This is a genomic window from Pseudomonas sp. 57B-090624 (assembly GCF_003234055.1).
Taxonomy (GTDB): Bacteria; Pseudomonadota; Gammaproteobacteria; order Pseudomonadales; family Pseudomonadaceae; genus Metapseudomonas; species Metapseudomonas tohonis.
In genome coordinates, this window is sequence record NZ_QKRU01000021.1 from 29,944 (window position 1) to 47,087 (window position 17,144).

The 17,144-nt window shown below is 65.1% G+C and carries 14 protein-coding genes; 6 read left to right on the forward strand and 8 right to left on the reverse strand.

What is annotated here, in order from left to right:
• The first annotated feature begins 84 nt into the window (after nucleotides 1–84).
• On the forward strand, nucleotides 85–357 hold the full coding sequence (hupB, locus tag DMX10_RS12260; protein WP_003087931.1) for a nucleoid-associated protein HU-beta: 273 nt from the start codon (nucleotides 85–87) through the stop codon (nucleotides 355–357).
• A 214-nt stretch (nucleotides 358–571) separates the two neighbouring features.
• Nucleotides 572–2,446, forward strand: coding sequence for a SurA N-terminal domain-containing protein (locus DMX10_RS12265; protein WP_111261327.1), 1,875 nt, complete (start codon nucleotides 572–574; stop codon nucleotides 2,444–2,446).
• Nucleotides 2,447–2,630: 184 nt separating this feature from the next.
• Here the strand turns inward: DMX10_RS12265 and fabI are convergent, their stop codons facing one another.
• From fabI to DMX10_RS12295, 6 genes are read right to left on the reverse strand one after another with little or no spacing between them, the layout of a single operon-like run.
• Nucleotides 2,631–3,425, reverse strand: coding sequence for an enoyl-ACP reductase FabI (gene fabI / locus DMX10_RS12270; RefSeq protein WP_111261328.1), 795 nt, complete (start codon nucleotides 3,423–3,425; stop codon nucleotides 2,631–2,633).
• Nucleotides 3,426–3,445: 20 nt separating this feature from the next.
• Nucleotides 3,446–5,053, reverse strand: coding sequence for an ABC transporter ATP-binding protein (locus DMX10_RS12275; RefSeq protein WP_111261329.1), 1,608 nt, complete (start codon nucleotides 5,051–5,053; stop codon nucleotides 3,446–3,448).
• A gap of 1 nt (nucleotide 5,054) precedes the next feature.
• Nucleotides 5,055–6,074 carry an ABC transporter permease gene (locus DMX10_RS12280; RefSeq protein ID WP_111261330.1) on the reverse strand — a complete coding sequence of 340 codons (1,020 nt, stop codon included), beginning with the start codon at nucleotides 6,072–6,074 and terminating at the stop codon, nucleotides 5,055–5,057.
• A 1-nt stretch (nucleotide 6,075) separates the two neighbouring features.
• Nucleotides 6,076–7,161 carry a microcin C ABC transporter permease YejB gene (locus DMX10_RS12285; RefSeq protein WP_111261331.1) on the reverse strand — a complete coding sequence of 362 codons (1,086 nt, stop codon included), beginning with the start codon at nucleotides 7,159–7,161 and terminating at the stop codon, nucleotides 6,076–6,078.
• Complete coding sequence (locus DMX10_RS12290) at nucleotides 7,161–9,032, reverse strand: extracellular solute-binding protein (protein ID WP_111261332.1); 1,872 nt, start codon at nucleotides 9,030–9,032, stop codon at nucleotides 7,161–7,163. The genes DMX10_RS12285 and DMX10_RS12290 overlap by 1 nt, the downstream gene beginning before the upstream one ends.
• Nucleotides 9,029–10,855, reverse strand: coding sequence for an extracellular solute-binding protein (locus DMX10_RS12295; protein WP_111261333.1), 1,827 nt, complete (start codon nucleotides 10,853–10,855; stop codon nucleotides 9,029–9,031). Before DMX10_RS12295 ends, DMX10_RS12290 begins: the two co-directional genes overlap by 4 nt.
• Nucleotides 10,856–11,112: 257 nt before the next feature.
• On the opposite strand from DMX10_RS12295, the gene DMX10_RS12300 reads away from it, so the two are divergent.
• Nucleotides 11,113–12,537 (forward strand): HDOD domain-containing protein, encoded by a 1,425-nt coding sequence (locus DMX10_RS12300; RefSeq protein ID WP_111261334.1) that lies wholly within the window; start codon nucleotides 11,113–11,115, stop codon nucleotides 12,535–12,537.
• On the opposite strand, the gene DMX10_RS12305 is transcribed toward DMX10_RS12300, so the two are convergent.
• Together DMX10_RS12305 and gloB are read right to left on the reverse strand one after the other, a co-directional pair.
• Nucleotides 12,525–14,123, reverse strand: coding sequence for a lytic transglycosylase domain-containing protein (locus DMX10_RS12305; protein WP_111261335.1), 1,599 nt, complete (start codon nucleotides 14,121–14,123; stop codon nucleotides 12,525–12,527). The genes DMX10_RS12300 and DMX10_RS12305 overlap by 13 nt on opposite strands.
• A 100-nt stretch (nucleotides 14,124–14,223) precedes the next feature.
• Nucleotides 14,224–15,003, reverse strand: a complete 780-nt coding sequence (gloB, locus tag DMX10_RS12310) for a hydroxyacylglutathione hydrolase (RefSeq protein ID WP_111261360.1) — start codon at nucleotides 15,001–15,003, stop codon at nucleotides 14,224–14,226.
• A gap of 60 nt (nucleotides 15,004–15,063) precedes the next feature.
• On the opposite strand from gloB, the gene DMX10_RS12315 reads away from it, so the two are divergent.
• From DMX10_RS12315 to dnaQ, 3 genes are read left to right on the forward strand one after another with little or no spacing between them, the layout of a single operon-like run.
• Nucleotides 15,064–15,828 (forward strand): methyltransferase domain-containing protein, encoded by a 765-nt coding sequence (locus tag DMX10_RS12315; protein WP_111261361.1) that lies wholly within the window; start codon nucleotides 15,064–15,066, stop codon nucleotides 15,826–15,828.
• Nucleotides 15,829–15,846: 18 nt separating this feature from the next.
• A complete protein-coding gene (rnhA, locus tag DMX10_RS12320; RefSeq protein WP_111261362.1) occupies nucleotides 15,847–16,272 on the forward strand; it encodes a ribonuclease HI in 426 nt (141 codons plus the stop codon).
• A gap of 58 nt (nucleotides 16,273–16,330) precedes the next feature.
• Nucleotides 16,331–17,071 (forward strand): DNA polymerase III subunit epsilon, encoded by a 741-nt coding sequence (gene dnaQ / locus DMX10_RS12325; RefSeq protein WP_111261336.1) that lies wholly within the window; start codon nucleotides 16,331–16,333, stop codon nucleotides 17,069–17,071.
• The last annotated feature ends 73 nt before the right edge of the window (nucleotides 17,072–17,144 follow it).

Below are 17,144 nucleotides of genomic sequence, written 5' to 3' on the forward strand. Positions count from 1 at the left end.
ATGTGTCGGCAGGCCATCCAGCACCCGCTTTGCTTACACCAAACAACTAAGAAACAAACTCAACAGAAATAAGGGGACTTAAGAGTGAACAAGTCGGAACTGATCGATGCCATCGCCGCATCTGCTGATATCCCGAAAGCTGTCGCTGGCCGTGCGCTGGACGCAGTTATCGAATCCGTCACTGGCGCTCTGAAGGCTGGTGATTCCGTGGTGCTGGTAGGTTTCGGTACTTTCGCTGTGAAAGAGCGCGCTGCTCGCACTGGCCGTAACCCGCAGACTGGCAAGCCGATCAAGATCGCTGCTGCCAAGATCCCTGGCTTCAAAGCTGGTAAAGCTCTGAAAGACGCCGTCAACTAAGCGTCTTTCGGGCTTTGCCCTTCCAGCCGGGGCCTTGCCCTGGCTGGCAGCGGAGCGGTAGACCACGGGGAATACCCCGCGTCCAGGAAGCCCAGCTTCCGACCGCTCCGCCAGTTACGAGAGAAGGCGCATCCTCGGATGCGCCTTTCTTATATCCGGACTCTACCCGCGCTGCGCGGCTGTTTTATTCGGTACAGCCGTTTCTGGGGGACGCATGCTGCAGAACATCAGGGACAATTCACAGGGATGGATTGCCAAGACCATTATCGGCGTCATCATCGCGCTGCTCGCGCTGACGGGTTTCGACGCCATCTTCAATGCCACCAGCAATCGCCAGGATGCCGCCAAGGTCAACGGTGAGGAGATCACCCTCGACCAGTTGAGCCAGGCCGCAGACATGCAGCGCCGCCAGCTGATGCAGCAATTGGGCAAGGACTTCGATGCTTCCCAGCTCGACGACAAGCTGCTGCGCGAAGCCGCCCTCAAGGGGCTGATCGAGCGCAAGCTGCTGTTGCAAGGTGCCAAGTCTTCCGGTTTCGCCTTCTCGCAGCCTGCCCTGGATCAACTGATCCTGCAGACCCCCGAATTCCAGGTCGATGGCAAGTTCAACCCTGATCGCTTCGATCAGGTGATCCGCCAGATGAGCTATACCCGCCTGCAGTTCCGCCAGATGCTCGAGCAGGAAATGCTCGTCGGCCAGTTGCGCGCAGGCCTTGCCGGCAGTGGCTTCGTCACTGACGAGGAAATCCGTGCCTTCGCCCGCCTGGAGAAACAGACCCGCGACTTCGCGACCCTGACCTTCAAGGCTGATCCCAAGGCGGTCACTGTCAGCGACGACGAGATCCAGGCCTACTACGACGAGCACAAGGGCCAGTTCATGAGCCCCGAGCAGGTCGTGCTCGAATACATCGAACTGAAGAAGGAGGCTTTCTTCAGTCAGGTCGAAGTCAGCGAGGACGACCTCAAGGCCCAGTACGACAAGGAGATCGGTAACCTCTCCGAGCAGCGCGACGCGGCCCACATCCTGGTCGAGATCAACGACCAGCAGACCGAAGAGCAGGCCAAGGCCAAGATCGAGGAGATCAAGCAGCGCCTGGACAAGGGCGAAGCTTTTGCTGCCCTGGCCAAGGAGTTCTCCCAGGACCCTGGTTCCGCTGCCAACGGCGGTGACCTCGGCTTCGCCGGTCGTGGTGTCTACGAACCGGCGTTCGAGGACGCGCTCTACGCCCTGAAGAAGGACGAAGTCTCCGCTCCGGTACGCACGCCCTACGGCCTGCACCTGATCAAGCTCCTCGCCATCCAGGCCCCCGAAGTGCCGAGCTTCGACAGCCTGAAGGAGAAGATGGTCCGCGAGCTGAAGACCCAACAGGTCGAGCAGCGCTTCGTCGAGGCCACCAAGGAACTGGAGGACTCCGCATTCGAGGCATCCGACCTGGCCCAGCCGGCCCAGGAGCTGAACCTCAAGGTCCAGACCAGCGCGCCCTTCGGTCGTGAAGGTGGCGAAGGCCTGACTGCCAATCGCCAGGTCCTGCAGGCTGCGTTCAGCCCCGAGGTCCTGGAAGACGGTGGCAACAGTGGCGCCATCGAACTTGATCCGGATACCGTGGTTGTCCTGCGTGCCAAGGAGCACCGCAAGCCCACGCAGCTCGAACTGGCTTCCGTCAGTGACAGCATCCGCCAGCACCTGACCCAGGAGAAGGCCAGCGAAGCGGCCAAGGCCAAGGCCGACGAGCTGTTGGCCAGCCTGCGTGAAGGCAAGACCCCGGCTACCCAGGCGCCGCAAGGCCAGACCTGGAACGTGGTCGAGGCCGCCACCCGCAGCCAGGAAGGTGTAGACCCCGCCCTGTTGCAGACGCTGTTCCGCATGGGCAAGCCCGAGTCCGCCGACAAGCCGACCTTCTCCACCCTGAAGCTGAGCAATGGCGACTACGTGGTGATCCGCCTGAACGGCGTGAGCCAGCCCGAGGACGCGCTATCCGAGCAGGACAAGGCCATGTATGGCCGTTTCCTGGCTTCGCGCAGTGGTCAGCAGGACTTCGCTGCCTACCGTCGCCAGCTGGAAGCCGAAGCCAAGGTCGAGCGTTTCTGATCGACCTGACGTGATTGACCAAGGCCGCTGCGAAGCGGCCTTTTTCATGCCTGGCGAAAAGGGGAGGGCTGTGGTTCCTGAGCGTTCCCCGGACTGAAGTCCGGGCTACAGATTGAGCAGCGATACGTTTCGAGCGTCCATGAAAAAGCCCGCCACCAGGCGGGCTTTTTCACGTCCGGGGCGATCAGTCTTCGATCGCGCCCATGGCGGTGGTGTTGAAGCCGCCGTCGACGTAGAGGATCTCACCGCTGATGCCCGAGGCCAGGTCGGAGCAGATGAAGGCGCCGGCGTTGCCGACCTCCTCAATGGTCACGTTGCGGCGCAGCGGAGTCTGCTTCTCGTTGGCGGCGAGCATCTTGCGGAAGCTCTTGATGCCGGAAGCGGCCAGGGTGCGGATCGGGCCGGCAGAGATGGCGTTGACGCGGGTGCCTTCCGGGCCGAGGCTGCCGGCCAGGTAGCGGACGCCGGCTTCCAGGCTGGCCTTGGCCATGCCCATCACGTTGTAGTTGGGCATGGTGCGTTCCGCGCCCAGGTAGGACAGGGTCAGCAGGCTGCCATTGCGGCCCTTCATCAACTCGCGGCCGGCCTTGGCCAGGGCCACGAAGCTGTAGGCGCTGATGTCGTGGGCGATGCGGAAGCCCTCGCGGGTGGTGACCTCGGTGAAATCACCGTCCAGTTGGTCGCCCGGTGCGAAGCCGACGGAATGGACGATGCAGTCCAGGCCGTCCCACTTCTTGCCCAGGGCCTCGAATACGGCTGCGATCTCATCGTCGTTGGCGACGTCGCAGGGGAAGCACAGGTCGGCGCTGGAGCCCCAGCCTGCGGCGAACTCTTCCACACGGCCCTTCAGCTTTTCGTTCTGGTAGGTGAAGGCGAGCTCGGCGCCCTCACGGTGCATGGCAGCAGCGATGCCCGATGCGATGGACAGTTTGCTGGCGACGCCAACGATCAGTACGCGCTTACCGGCGAGAAAACCCATGTGCGTTCTTCCTCTTCTGGTTAATTGGCAGTTTCCGGAGCCAGGAATGCGGCTTCCAGCAACTGCTTCGTATAAGTGTGCTGCGGTGCGGCGAAAACCGTCTCGGCAGGGCCTTGCTCAACCACCTTGCCGTGCTTGACCACCATCAGGTGGTGGCTCAGGGCCCTGACCACCGCCAGGTCGTGGCTGATGAACAGGTAGGTCAGGTTGTACTTGGCCTGCAGCGAGCGCAGTAACTCCACCACTTGGCGCTGCACTGTCCGGTCGAGCGCCGAAGTGGGCTCGTCCAGCAGGATCAGCGCCGGTTTCAGCACCAATGCCCGGGCAATGGCGATCCGTTGCCGTTGCCCGCCGGAAAACTCATGGGGGTAGCGGTTCCGGGTTTCCGGATCCAGCCCCACCTCCAGGAGCGCGTCGATGATGGCCTGTTCCTGCTCCGCCTCGGTGCCCATGCCATGGATCTTCAGGCCTTCCCCGACGATCTGGCCCACGCACATGCGTGGACTCAAACTGCCGAAGGGGTCCTGGAACACCACCTGCATCTGGCGCCGGAACGGACGCACCTCTTTCTGCGAGAGCCCCTCCAGGGCCTGGCCCTGGAAGCGGATGGCGCCCTGGCTGCCGAGCAGCCGGAGGATCGCCAGGCCCAGCGTGGACTTGCCGGAACCGCTTTCACCCACGATGCCCAGGGTCTGGCCCTGGTGCAGGGTGAAGTCGATGCCGTCCACGGCCTTCACATGATCGACCGTGCGGCGCAGCAATCCCTTCTTCACCGGGAACCACACACGCAGGTCGTCCACCTCCAGCAACGGCGGCCCCTCCAGGCTGTCCACCGGCTTGCCCGAGGGCTCGGCGGCGAGCAGTTCCCGGGTGTAGGGATGCTGCGGTGCACGGAACAATTCTTCACACGACGCCTGTTCGACGATGCAACCGCGCTGCATGACACATACGCGATGCGCGATACGTCGCACCAGGTTCAGATCGTGGGTGATCAGCAGCAGCCCCATGCCCAGGCGGGCCTGCAATTGCTTGAGCAACTCGAGGATCTTCAGCTGCACGGTGACGTCCAGCGCAGTGGTCGGCTCGTCCGCGATCAGCAGCTCCGGCTCGTTGGCCAGGGCCATGGCGATCATCACCCGCTGGCGCTGGCCGCCGGAAAGCTCGTGCGGGTAGGCCTTCAGCCGCTTGGCCGGTTCGGGGATGCCCACCAGCTCCAGCAGTTCCAGGGTGCGCTGGGTGGCGGCCTTGCCGCTGATGCCCTTGTGCAGGGCCAGCACTTCCTTGATCTGCTTCTCGATGCTGTGCAGCGGGTTGAGGGAGGTCATGGGCTCCTGGAAGACCATGGCGATGCGGTTGCCGCGGATGCCGCGCAGCTTGGCCTCGGGCAGCTTGAGCAGGTCCTTGCCGGCGTAGGTGATGCTGCCGGCCGGGTGGCGCGCGAGCGGGTAGGGCAGCAGGCGCAGGATGGAGTGCGCGGTGACCGACTTGCCCGAGCCGGACTCGCCGACCAGTGCCAGTGTCTCGCCCTTGCGGATGTCGAAGCTCACGCCCTCGATCACCCGCTGGGTGTGTTGCCCGGTGACGAATTCGACCGCGAGGTCGCGGATTTCAATCAGGTTCTCGCTCATCTCACTTCCTCGGGTCGAAGGCATCGCGGGCGGCTTCGCCGATGAACACCAGCAGGGTCAGCATGACGCCGAGTACGGCGAAGGCGCTTATGCCCAGCCAGGGCGCCTGCAGGTTGGCCTTGCCCTGGGACACAAGCTCGCCCAGGGAGGGCGCGCCGGGTGGCAGGCCGAAGCCGAGGAAGTCCAGGGCGGTGAGGGTGCCGATGGCGCCCGTGAGGATGAAGGGCATGAAGGTCATGGTCGAGACCATGGCGTTGGGCAGGATGTGGCGGAACATGATCGCGCCGTTCTGCATGCCCAGCGCCCGGGCAGCGCGCACGTACTCCAGGTTGCGACCCCGGAGGAACTCCGCGCGCACCACGTCCACCAGGCTCATCCACGAGAACAGCAGCATGATGCCCAGCAGCCACCAGAAGTTCGGCTGCACGAAGCTGGCGAGGATGATCAGCAGGTAGAGCACCGGCAGGCCCGACCAGATTTCCAGGAAGCGCTGCCCGGCCAGGTCCACCCAACCCCCGTAGAAGCCCTGCAGGGCGCCGGCGATGACGCCGATGATGGAACTGAGGATGGTCAGCGTCAGGGCGAACAGCACCGAGATGCGGAAACCGTAGATGACCCGCGCGAGCACGTCGCGCCCCTGGTCGTCGGTGCCCAGCAGGTTGTCGGCGGAGGGCGGCGCGGGGGCCGGCACCTTGAGGTCGTAATTGATGGTCTCGTAGCTGAAGGGTACCGGCGGCCAGATCATCCGCCCGTCCTTGGCCGCGATCAGCTCGCGGATGTAGGGCGTCTTGTAGTTGGCCTCCAGGGGGAACTCGCCGCCGAAGGCGGTTTCCGGGTAGCGCTTGAACACCGGGAAATACCACTGGCCGTCGTAGCGCACGGCCAGCGGCTTGTCGTTGGCGATCAGCTCGGCGCCCAGGCTGGCGACGAACAGCACGAGGAACAGCCAGAGCGACCACCAGCCCCGCTTGTTGGACTTGAAGCGCTCGAAGCGACGTCGATTGATTGGCGAGAGTTGCATGTCAGCCCTCCCGGCTTTCGAAGTCGATGCGGGGATCGACCAGGGTGTAGGTGATGTCGCCGATCAGTTTCACGATCAGTCCCAGCAGGGTGAAGATGAACAGGGTGCCGAACACCACGGGATAGTCGCGGTTCAGCGCCGATTCGAAGCTCAGAAGACCCAGGCCGTCGAGGGAGAAGATCACCTCGATCAGCAGCGAGCCGGTGAAGAACATGCCGATGAAGGCGGCGGGGAAGCCGGCGATGATCAGCAGCATCGCGTTGCGGAACACGTGGCCGTAGAGCACGCGTCTCTCCGACAGGCCCTTGGCGCGGGCGGTGATCACGTACTGCTTGTTGATCTCGTCGAGGAAGCTGTTCTTGGTCAGGAAGGTGAGGGTGGCGAAGTTGCCGATCACCAGTGCCAGTACCGGCAGCGCCAGGTGCCAGAGGTAGTCCAGGATCTTGCCGCCCAGGCTCAGCTCGTCGAAGTTGTTGGAGGTCAGCCCGCGCAGGGGGAACCAGTCGTAGTAGCTGCCGCCGGCGAACAGCACGATCAGCAGGATGGCGAAGAGGAAGGCGGGAATGGCGTAGCCGACGATGATCGCGGTGCTGGTCCAGACGTCGAAGGCATTGCCGTGGCGCACCGCCTTGGCGATGCCCAGGGGCACCGAGACCAGGTACATGATCAGCGTGCTCCACAGGCCCAGCGAGATCGACACCGGCATCTTCTCGATGATCAGGTCGGTGACCTTGGCATCGCGGAAGAAGCTGTTGCCGAAGTCGAAGTGCAGGTAGTTCTTGATCATCAGCCAGAAGCGTTCATGGGCCGGCTTGTCGAAGCCGTACATCTTCTCGATTTCCTTGATCAGTTCCGGGTCCAGGCCCTGGGCGCCACGGTAGTTCGAGCCAGCCACCGAAACCTCGGCACCGCCGCCGGAGATGCGACCGGTGGCGCCGCCGGCGGCGGCATCGAAGCCTTCGAGCTTGGCGATCATCTGCTCAACGGGGCCGCCGGGGGCCGCCTGGATGATGATGAAGTTGATCAGCAGGATGCCGAACAGGGTGGGGATGATCAGCAGCAGGCGCCGCAGGATGTAGGCGAGCATTACTGCGCTTCCTCGCTCTGTGCGGCGTCGGCCGGGGCGTCTTCGGCATCGGCCTCCTCGGCAGCGGGGGGCTTGGCGCCGGGCTTCTGCCACCAGGTGAGCATGCCGAAGTCATACAGCGGCGTGGTGGCGGGGCGGTCGAACTGGTTCCAGTAGGCCACGCGCCAGGTGTCCACGTAGTAGTTGGGCACCACGTAGTTGCCCCACAGCAGCACCCGGTCCAGGGCGCGGGAATGGTCGATCAGGCTCTGCCGCGAGTCGGCGCGGATCAGCCCTTCGACCAGCTTGTCGATGGCCGGGTCGCGCAGGCCGATGAAGTTGCGGCTGCCAGGGCTGTCTGCGCTGCGCGAGTGCCAGAACTCCATCTGCTCGTTACCCGGCGAGTTGGATTGGCCCCAGGTCCCGGGGATCATGTCGTAGTCGCGCGAGCGCAGGCGGTTCATGTACTGCGAGACGTCGACGCGGCGGATGGTCAGGTCGATGCCCAGCTCGGAGAGGTTGCGCTTGAACGGCAGGATCACGCGCTCCAGGTTGGCCTGGGCGATCATGATCTCGAAGGCCAGTGGCTTGCCGTCGGGGCCGACCATCTTGTCGTTCTCGATGCGGTAGCCGGCGTCGGTGAGCAGCTTGTAGGCGCGGCGCTTCTGCTCGCGGATGATGCCGCTGCCATCGCTGACCGGTGGCTTGAACTCCTGGGTGAAGACCTCGTCGGGAATCTGCCCGCGCAGCGGTTCCAGGATCTTCAGTTCGGCCTCGCTGGGGAGCCCGGTGGCGGCCATCTCCGAGTTCTCGAAGAAGCTCCGGGTGCGCTTGTAGGAGCCGAAGAACAGCTGCTTGTTGGTCCATTCGAAGTCGAACAGCGAGGCGATGGCCTCCCGTACCCGGCGATCCTGGAACACCGGCCGGCGGATGTTGAAGGCGAAGCCCTGCATGCCTACCGGGTTGTGATTGGGAATGGCCTGCTTGATGATCTTGCCGGCGCGCAGGGCGGGGCTGTCGTAGCCGGTGGCCCAGTCCTTGGCGGAGTACTCGAGGTTGAAGTCGAACTGGCCGGCCTTGAAGGCCTCCAGCGCCACCGACATGTCGCGGTAGTAGTCGACGGTGATGACGTCGAAGTTGTAGTAGCCGCGGTTCACCGGCAGGTCCTTGCCCCACCAGTCCTTGACCCGCTCGAAGCGGATCGAGCGTCCGGCGTCCACCTTGGTGATGCGATAGGGGCCGCTGCCCAGCGGCGGCTCCAGGGTGTTCCGGGAGAAGTCGCGGGTCGCCCACCAGTGCTTGGGCAGCACCTGGATCTGCCCGAGGATCAGCGGCAGTTCACGGTTGCCCGGGTGCTTGAAGTCGAAGCGCACGCGTTGCTTGTCCTCGGCCACCACCTGGGCCACGTCGGAATAGTAGTGGCGGTACATCGGGTCGCCATGCTCGACCAGGGTGTTGAAGGTGAACACCACGTCGTCAGAGGTCACCGGGGTGCCGTCGTTGAAGCGCGCCTTGGGGTTCAGGTAGAAGCGCACGTAGCTGTTGTCCGGGGCCTTCTCGATCTTCTCGGCGAGCAGCCCGTACTCGGTAAAGGGCTCGTCGGGGGAGTGGTAGGTCAGGGTGTCGTGGATCAGCCCCAACTGGCCTGCCGCCGTGCCCTTGGGGATGAACTCGTTCAGGCTGTCGAAGCCGCCGAAGCCTGAGAGGCGCAGGGTGCCGCCCTTGGGGGCGTCCGGGTTGACCCAGTCGAAGTGCTTGAAGCCCGCCGGGTACTTGGGCGGCTCGTCGTAGAGGGTGATCGCGTGGCGGGGCTCGGCATGGGCGAGGCCGGCGAGGGTCAGCAGCAATGCGCCGCAGCCGCTCAGGCAGAGGGAGCGCAGGGTCTTGCTCATCGGGATTTCTCCGTGGGCTTCAGCCACCAGGCGCGCAGGCCCAGGGTATAGGGCGGCGTGGTGACGAAGGCGAACCTGTTGCGGTACGCCAGGCGGTGGTAGTTGATGTACCAGTTGGGAATGCTGTAGTGCTGCCAGAGCAGCGTGCGGTCCAGTGCGCGTCCGGCGGCGACCTGCTCGTCGCGGCTCTGGGCACCGAGGAGCTTCTCGACCATGGCGTCCACCACCGGATCGGCGATGCCCGCGTAGTTCTTGCTGCCTTTCACGGAGGCCTGGCTGGAGTGGAAGTAGAGCGACTGCTCCAGTCCGGGGCTGAGGGTCTGGGCCAGGGTCATGAGGATCATGTCGTAGTCGAAATGGTCCAGGCGCTGCTTGTACTGGGCGCGGTCGACGGTACGCAGGGTGACGTCGATGCCGATGCTGGCGAGGTTTTCGCTGTAGGGCTGGAGGATGCGTTCAAGGTTCGGATTGACCAGCAGGATTTCGAAACGCAGCGGTTCGCCACGGCTGTTCACCAGACGCTGGCCGGAGAGCTTCCAGCCGGCGTCGGCCAATAGACCCAGGGCGCGGCGCAGGGTTTCCCTGGGGATGCCACGGCCATCGGTTTCCGGCACCTTGAAGGGCTCGGTGAACAGCCTGGCCGGCAACTGCTCGCGGTAGGGGGAGAGCAGCAGCCATTCCTGGCCCTCGGGTTTCCCGCTGGCCTCGAACTCGCTGTTGGGGTAGTAGCTGCGGGCTCGCGCATAGGCATTGTTGAACAGCGCGCGGTTGGTCCATTCGAAGTCGAACATCAGGCCCAAGGCCTCGCGCACGCGGCGATCCTGGAAGGTGGCGCGGCGGGTGTTCATGAACAGCGCCTGGGTCTGGGTGGGGATCTGGTGCGGTATCTCGGCGCGGATCACATCCCCGCGTGCGATGGCCGGGAAGCGGTAGCCATTGGCCCAGTTCTTCGCCTGGTGCTCGATGTAGAAATCGAACTCGCCGGCCTTGAAGGCCTCGAAGGCCACGTTGCTGTCGCGGTAGAACTCCACCTCGACGCGGTCGAAGTTGTACTTGCCACGGTTCACCGGCAGCTTCTCGCCCCACCAGTCCTTGACCCGTTCGAACACCAGCCCGCGCCCGGGGCGAACCTGGGTGATGCGGTAAGGCCCGCTGCCCAGTGGCGCCTCGAAGCTGGTGGCCTTGAAGTCGCGGTTCTTCCAGTAATGCTGCGGCAGCACCGGCATCTCGCCCAGGCGCAGGATCAGCAGCGGGTTGCCCGCGCGCTTGAGCACGAAGCGGATGCGGTGGCGGTTGAGGATGTCGACCCGCTGCACCTCCTGCAGGCTAGTGCGGTACTGCGGGTGACCGCTGCTCACCAGGGTGCGGTAGGAGAAGGCGACGTCATAGGCCGTGATCGGCTGGCCGTCGTGGAAGCGCGCTTCCGGGCGCAGGTTGAACACCACCCAGCTGCGGTCCTCGCTGTACTCGACGCTCCTGGCGATCAGCCCGTAGCTGGAGGCCGGCTCGTCGCCGGAGGGGTCGTAGGCGCCGGTGCCCGCCATCAATGGCTCGTTCAGCTCGGTGACGCCGTACTGTAGGAAGTTTGGCGTCGATACCGGGCTGCTGCCCTTGAAGGTGTAGGGGTTGAGCGTGTCGAACGTGCCAAAGGCCATCACCCTCAGCGTGCCGCCCTTGGGGGCATCGGGATTGACCCAGTCGAAGTGGGAGAAGCTTTCCGGGTACTTGAGGGTGCCGAACTGGGCATAGCCATGGCTCTCGCTGATGGTCGCGGCCACCGGGCCGCTGGCCAGGCTGATCATCAGGAGCAAGAGGCGGCGCATCAGGCGTGTATCCGGTCCATGGCAGGGTGGTCGTGGGTGGGATCGTGAGCCTGGCTGGGCATGAACACCTCGGACGGGCGTGCCGCCGGCTGCATCTCGGGCCCTCGGCGGGAGCCGTCGGGCGGGCATTTTGTCCGGTACAGTAACAGCTTGTATCCACTGGAAAAAGAGCTGGTTCAGGGCCGGATGGCCAGCATTTTGACTACACTTCCGGAAAACGTGCAGGGGTTCCTATCTTGGGTTCACGTAGCCATGGTTTGCAGTCATGGATCGACAGGCTCAATCAGGCGGATTTGCCCGCTCTCGCCGCGGTGGTGCAGGACCTGCACAAGCTGGCGCAACACGACAAGGCGTCGGTCCAGCAACTGGCCGACGTGCTCCTGCGCGACGCCGCGCTCACCTCGAAGGTGCTGCGGGTCGGCAATAGCGTCTACTACAACCCTTCCCAGGAAACGATCCGCACCATCTCGCGGGCGATCGTGCTGATCGGCTTCGACAACGTGAGGCTGATCGGCCTGTCGCTGTCGCTGATCGACGGCCTGCTCACCCGCGCCCCGCGCGAGCAGCTGCAGGAGTTGCTCGCACGCTCCTTCCATGCCGCCGTGCAGGCCCGCAACATCGCCGGCTACGTGCTCACCCGCGATCAGGAGGAAGTGTTCATCGCCGCCTTGCTCTACCACCTGGGCGAGCTGGCTTTCTGGGGGTGCGGCGGCGAGCAGGCCGACGAGCTGGCCAGCGCCCTGGCCCAGGCGGGCGTCGACGAGGACGAGGCGGTGCGCCAGGTGCTGGGCACCAGCTTCCGTCAGCTCACCGGTGGCCTGGTGAAGAGCTGGAACCTCGGCGAGATCGTCGCCCTGGCCCAGGGCGGCGGCGCGCAGAACGACCCTTCGGTAAAGGCCGTCAGCCTCGGCGTGCGCATCAGCGAGGCGGCTCTCGAAGGCTGGGATTCGGCGTCCATGGGCAAGCTGGTGGAGCAATTGGCGAGCTTCATCGGCGTCACCCCCGAGGAAGCGATGCAGCAGGTACTGTCCAGCGCCGACGAGGCGGTGAAGGTGGCGGCGACCTTCGGTGCCAGCAAGCTCTGCGCGCTGATCCCCAATACCGATCCCGAGCAGTTGCTGCAACAGCAGGCCCAGCGCAAGGCGCGGCTGCTGCAGCCGGACCTGCTGCTGATGCAGCAGGCCTTGCAGGACCTGGGGATGATGGTTTCGCGCAATGCGGATGTCAGCCTGATCCTCGATACCCTGACCAAGGGCCTGCACCAGGGCGTCGGCCTGGAGCGGGTGATGATCGCCGTGCTTGCCGATCGGCAGACACGCTTCCGCGCCAAGCGCGCGGTGGGCGAGGGCAGTGCCCACTGGCTCAGCGAGTTCGAGCTGCCGGCGGAACTGCCCGAGCAGCCGCATCTGTTCAGCTATGTGCTGCGCAGTCGCGAGGCGTTGTGGATGGGAATTCCGGCGAGCTACAGCCTCAGCGACCTGGTGACCCAGCCCATGCGCCGCTGGTTCGGCCAGGGCATGTTCTTCGTCGCACCGCTGCGGGCGGGCAGCCGCGAGATCGGGGTGATCTACGCCGACTGCCGGCTATCGGGAAGGGCGCTCAAGCATGAACAGTTCATCGCCTTCCAGCGCTTCGCCCAGTTGGCCGGGCGATGCCTGGAGGCCCTGACTCAGGGAAGGTAGAGCGTGAGGGTCTGGCCGGGCTTGAGGGCGTGGCCGCTGCGCGGGTTCCAGCGCTGCAGGTGCTTCATCTCGACGTTGAAGCGCTTGGCGATCACGTAGAGCGAATCGCCTTCCTTGACCTTGTAGTAGGTCACCGCATCGCGGCCGGGCTTGTCGATCGAGGCGACCATGCGCGCGGTGCCCTTCGTTGCGGTTGACTGGCCGGGAGCTTGCAGCGCCAGGCTCTGGCCAACCTTCAGGGCGTTACCGGAAAGACGGTTCCAGCGCTTGAGATCAGCCACATCGACCCTGGTCTGCTTGGCGATCTGCCAGAGGTTGTCGCCATTCTTCACCTTGTAGGTACGCGGTGCGCTGCTCGGGCGCTCCTCGGCACGGGCCAGGTTCTGGAACAGCGGCTGGCTCGGCTTGGCGCCCGGCTCCACCGGGATGCTCAGGGCCTGGCCCACGCGCAGGTGGTTGCCGGAAAGACCATTGATCTCCTTCAGAGTGTTAACCGTCACGTGGTAGCGGTTGGCGATGCCATGCAGGCTGTCGCCGTTGCGCACCTTGTACTCCTGCCACTCCACCAGGTCCTGCGGCTTCATCATCGACAGGTTGGCGGCCAGCAGCTCGGCCTTCTCGGTCGGCACCAGCAGCTGTTGCGGGCCGTCCACGGTGATGCGTTTCTTGAAGGCGGGATTGAGCTGGTAGAGCTCGTCCTCGTCCACTTCTGCCATGGCGGCCACGCGGGACAGGTCCATGCGCTGCTTGAGCTCGACCACTTCGAAGTAGGGCTCGTTGGCGATGGGGCTGAGGTTCACGCCGTAGGCTTCGGGCGCCAGCACCACCTGGGACAGGGCCAGCAGCTTGGGCACGTAGTCACGGGTTTCCTGGGGCAGCGGCAGGTTCCAGTAGTCGGTGGGCAGCCCCAGCTTCTGGTTGCGTTCGATGGCACGGCTCACGGTGCCTTCGCCGGCGTTGTAGGCGGCCAGGGCCAGCAGCCAGTCGCCATTGAACATTTCGTGCAGGCGGCCGAGGTAGTCCATGGCCGCATTGGTGGAGGCGGTGATGTCACGGCGGCCGTCGTACCAGCTGGTCTGGCGCAGGTTGAAGTGACGGCCGGTGGAGGGGATGAACTGCCACAGCCCCACCGCATCGGAGCGGGAATAGGCGAAGGGGTTGTAGGCGCTCTCGATCACCGGCAGCAGCGCCAGTTCCAGCGGCATCTTCCGCTCTTCGAGGCGCTCGACGATGTAATGGATGTACAGGCTGCCGCGCTGGCTGGCGTTCTCGACGAAGGAGGGATTGCTGACGAACCACAGGCGCTGTTGCTCGATGCGCGGGTTGACGCCGATCTCGTCCTGCAGGGCGAAGCCCTTGCGCATGCGCACCCAGATGTCCTGGGGTTCGCGCTCGACGGGCACCTCGTCCAGCCACTGGTTCTGCTGCTGCATGCCGACGGCGAGGTCGGTGTCCTGGCCCTCGTCCTCGGGCTTGTGGGCGGCGCTCTGGCATCCAGCCAGCGCGGCGGCGCACACCAGCACGAGCGCCCGGGAGGCTCGAACCAATGCGTCTAGATCAAGGGTTTGGTACGACTTGGACGGCATTGGTCAGGGTGCTTTTCCGGGCAAAAAGATCGGGCGATTCTAGAAACCGACCCGGGGGTGGTCAAGTTTTCACCAGCTCAACTGTGACCTGAGAGGGGTTTCAGAAGCCGTCTTTCCAGGCCCGGATGACGGCGAAGACCTGTGCGGGTGCGGGATTGTGGGTCCCGGTCCGCTTGTCGGCTATTTCTTTTACGGATGTTTCGTTCACCCGCAGGAAGGGATTGGTAAGGCGTTCCAGGCCGATGGTCGTGGGCAGGCTGACGCCGTCCTGCTCGCGCAGTCGGGTGATTTCCTCGAAACGTCGCGCCACATCGGCATTGCCGGGCTCCACCGCACGGGCGAAACGCAGGTTGCTCAGGGTGTATTCGTGGGCGCAGTACACCAGGGTTACCGGCGGCAGCGCGGCGAGGCGGGCGAGGGCATCCTGCATGCCTTCCGGGTCGCCCTCGAACATGCGCCCGCAGCCCGCGGCGAACAGGGTGTCGCCGCTGAACAGCAGCGGCCGCGTGGCATCCGCGTGGAAGAAGGCGATGTGGCCGAGGGTGTGGCCGGGCACGTGGATGACGCGGAACGAAAGACCCAGCACCTGCACCAGGTCACCTTCGCCCAGGGCCTGGTCGCGACCGGGGATGCGCTCGCTGGCCGGGCCGAGCACGCGGGCCCCGGTGGCCGCCTTGATGCGCTCGACGCCGCCGACGTGGTCGGCGTGGTGGTGGGTGATGAGGATGTCCGACAGGGTCCAGCCGGGGTGGGCCTCGAGCCAGGCCAGCACCGGTGTTGCGTCACCCGGGTCGACCACCGCGCAACGGCGTTCCGTCGCATCCTGCAACAGCCAGATGTAGTTGTCGGAGAAGGCACGCAGGGGGTCGATCTGTATCATGATCCGGTCGCCAATCAGTGAGCAAAGGAGCATCTTAGGGCTCCCATGCAGGAGATTTCCATGACCGAGAAAGCCTTCGCCCAGGCCGACCCCGCCTGGATCGAGCTGATCGACGATGCGCGCACCTGGTTCGAAGGCCCGCTCGGCGGCCTGATGCTGTTCGAGGAGCAGCGCCTGCTGGAGGACGAACTGGCACGTTATTTCGGTGGCTACCTGGTGCACTACGGCCCGCGCGCCGAACTGCCGCCGGGGGCGAAGCAGATCCAGCGCAGCGTGCACCTGGGCGCGCCGCTGTCCGGCGTCGAGATCGTCTGCGAGGAAAATGCCTGGCCGCTCAGCGAGCACGCCGCCGACGTGGTGGTGCTGCAGCACGGGCTGGATTTCTGCCTGTCGCCCCATGGCCTGCTGCGTGAAGCCGCGCGCAGCGTGCGGCCCGGCGGGCACCTGCTGATCGTCGGGGTCAACCCCTGGAGCCCCTGGGGGCTGCGCCACTACTTCGCCGGGGACGCCCTGGGCAAGGCCCGCTGCATCTCGCCGACGCGGGTCGCGGACTGGCTCAACCTGCTGGGCTTCGCGCTGGAGAAACGCCGCTTCGGGTGCTATCGTCCGCCGCTCGCTTCGGCGGCCTGGCAAGCGCGCCTGGCCCGGCTGGAGCGCTGGGGAGGCGCCGGGCAATGGTTCGGCGCCGGCTTCTATCTATTGGTGGCGCGCAAGCTGGTGGTCGGCCTGCGCCCATTGCGTCCGGCACGCCGCGAGCCCATGGGCAAGCTGGTGCCGATGCCGGTGGCCAAGGTCAGCCGGCGCGATTCGAAACACGAGGCATAAGTGACCGATCAAGTCGAGATGTACACCGACGGCGCCTGCAAGGGTAATCCCGGTCCCGGTGGCTGGGGCGTATTGCTCGTCTACAAGGGCGTCGAGCGCGAGCTCTGGGGGGGCGAGCGCGACACCACCAACAACCGCATGGAGCTGATGGCCGCCATCAGTGGCCTGGCCGAGCTCAAGCGGCCGTGCAAGGTGCGCCTGGTGACCGACTCCGAATACGTGATGCGTGGCATCCGCGAGTGGATGCCGAACTGGAAGAAGCGGGGCTGGAAGACCGCCGCCAAGCAGCCGGTGAAGAACGCCGACCTGTGGCAACTGCTCGACGAGCAGGTGAACCGCCACGAGGTGGAGTGGCAATGGGTGCGCGGCCATACCGGCCACCCGGGCAACGAGCGCGCCGACCAGTTGGCCAATCGGGGTGTCAGCGAGCTGAACGCCCGCTAGAATGCCGCCTGCGGCTTCCCCTCCTTATATACAGAGCCATTCATTCACGGGCCCGAACATGCGTTATGTAGTACTGGATACCGAAACCACCGGCATGCCGGTGACCGATGGTCACCGCATCATCGAGATCGGCTGCGTCGAGCTGGAGGGCCGCCGCCTGACGGGGCGTCACTTCCACTATTACCTGCAGCCCGATCGCGAAGTGGACGAGGGCGCCATCGCGGTCCACGGCATCACCAACGAGTTCCTGGTGGGCAAGCCGCGCTTCAAGGACATCGCCGACGAGTTCTTCGAGTTCATCAAGGGCGCCGAGCTGATCATCCACAACGCGGCGTTCGACATCGGCTTCATCAACAACGAATTCGCCCTCTTGGGCCAGAGCGACCGCTCGGACATCGCCGAACACTGCGGCGTGCTGGACACCCTGCTGATGGCTCGCGGTCGCCACCCGGGCCAGCGCAACAGCCTGGACGCCCTGTGCAAGCGCTACGACGTCGACAACTCCGGCCGCGACCTGCACGGCGCACTGCTCGACGCCGAGATCCTCGCCGACGTCTACCTGGCGATGACCGGTGGCCAGACCAACCTGTCCCTGGCGGGCGAGAGCGGCGAGGACAGCGGCAACGGTCCGCAGGCCAGCCCCATCCGTCGCATCACCGGCCGCGCGCCGGGCCGCGTGATCCTCGCCAGCGAGGCCGAAGTCCAGGCCCACATGGCCCGCATGGCGGTGATCGAGAAGTCCTCCGGCGCCCCCGCGCTCTGGGTGCAGATGGAGCAACCGGCGGCTCCGGAAGCCTGAGCCGGCCGAGTTCCAGAGGCGCGACCTTTTCTTACAGGCTGAGGCAGTCGGGGTTCCGTCGACTCCGGCAAGC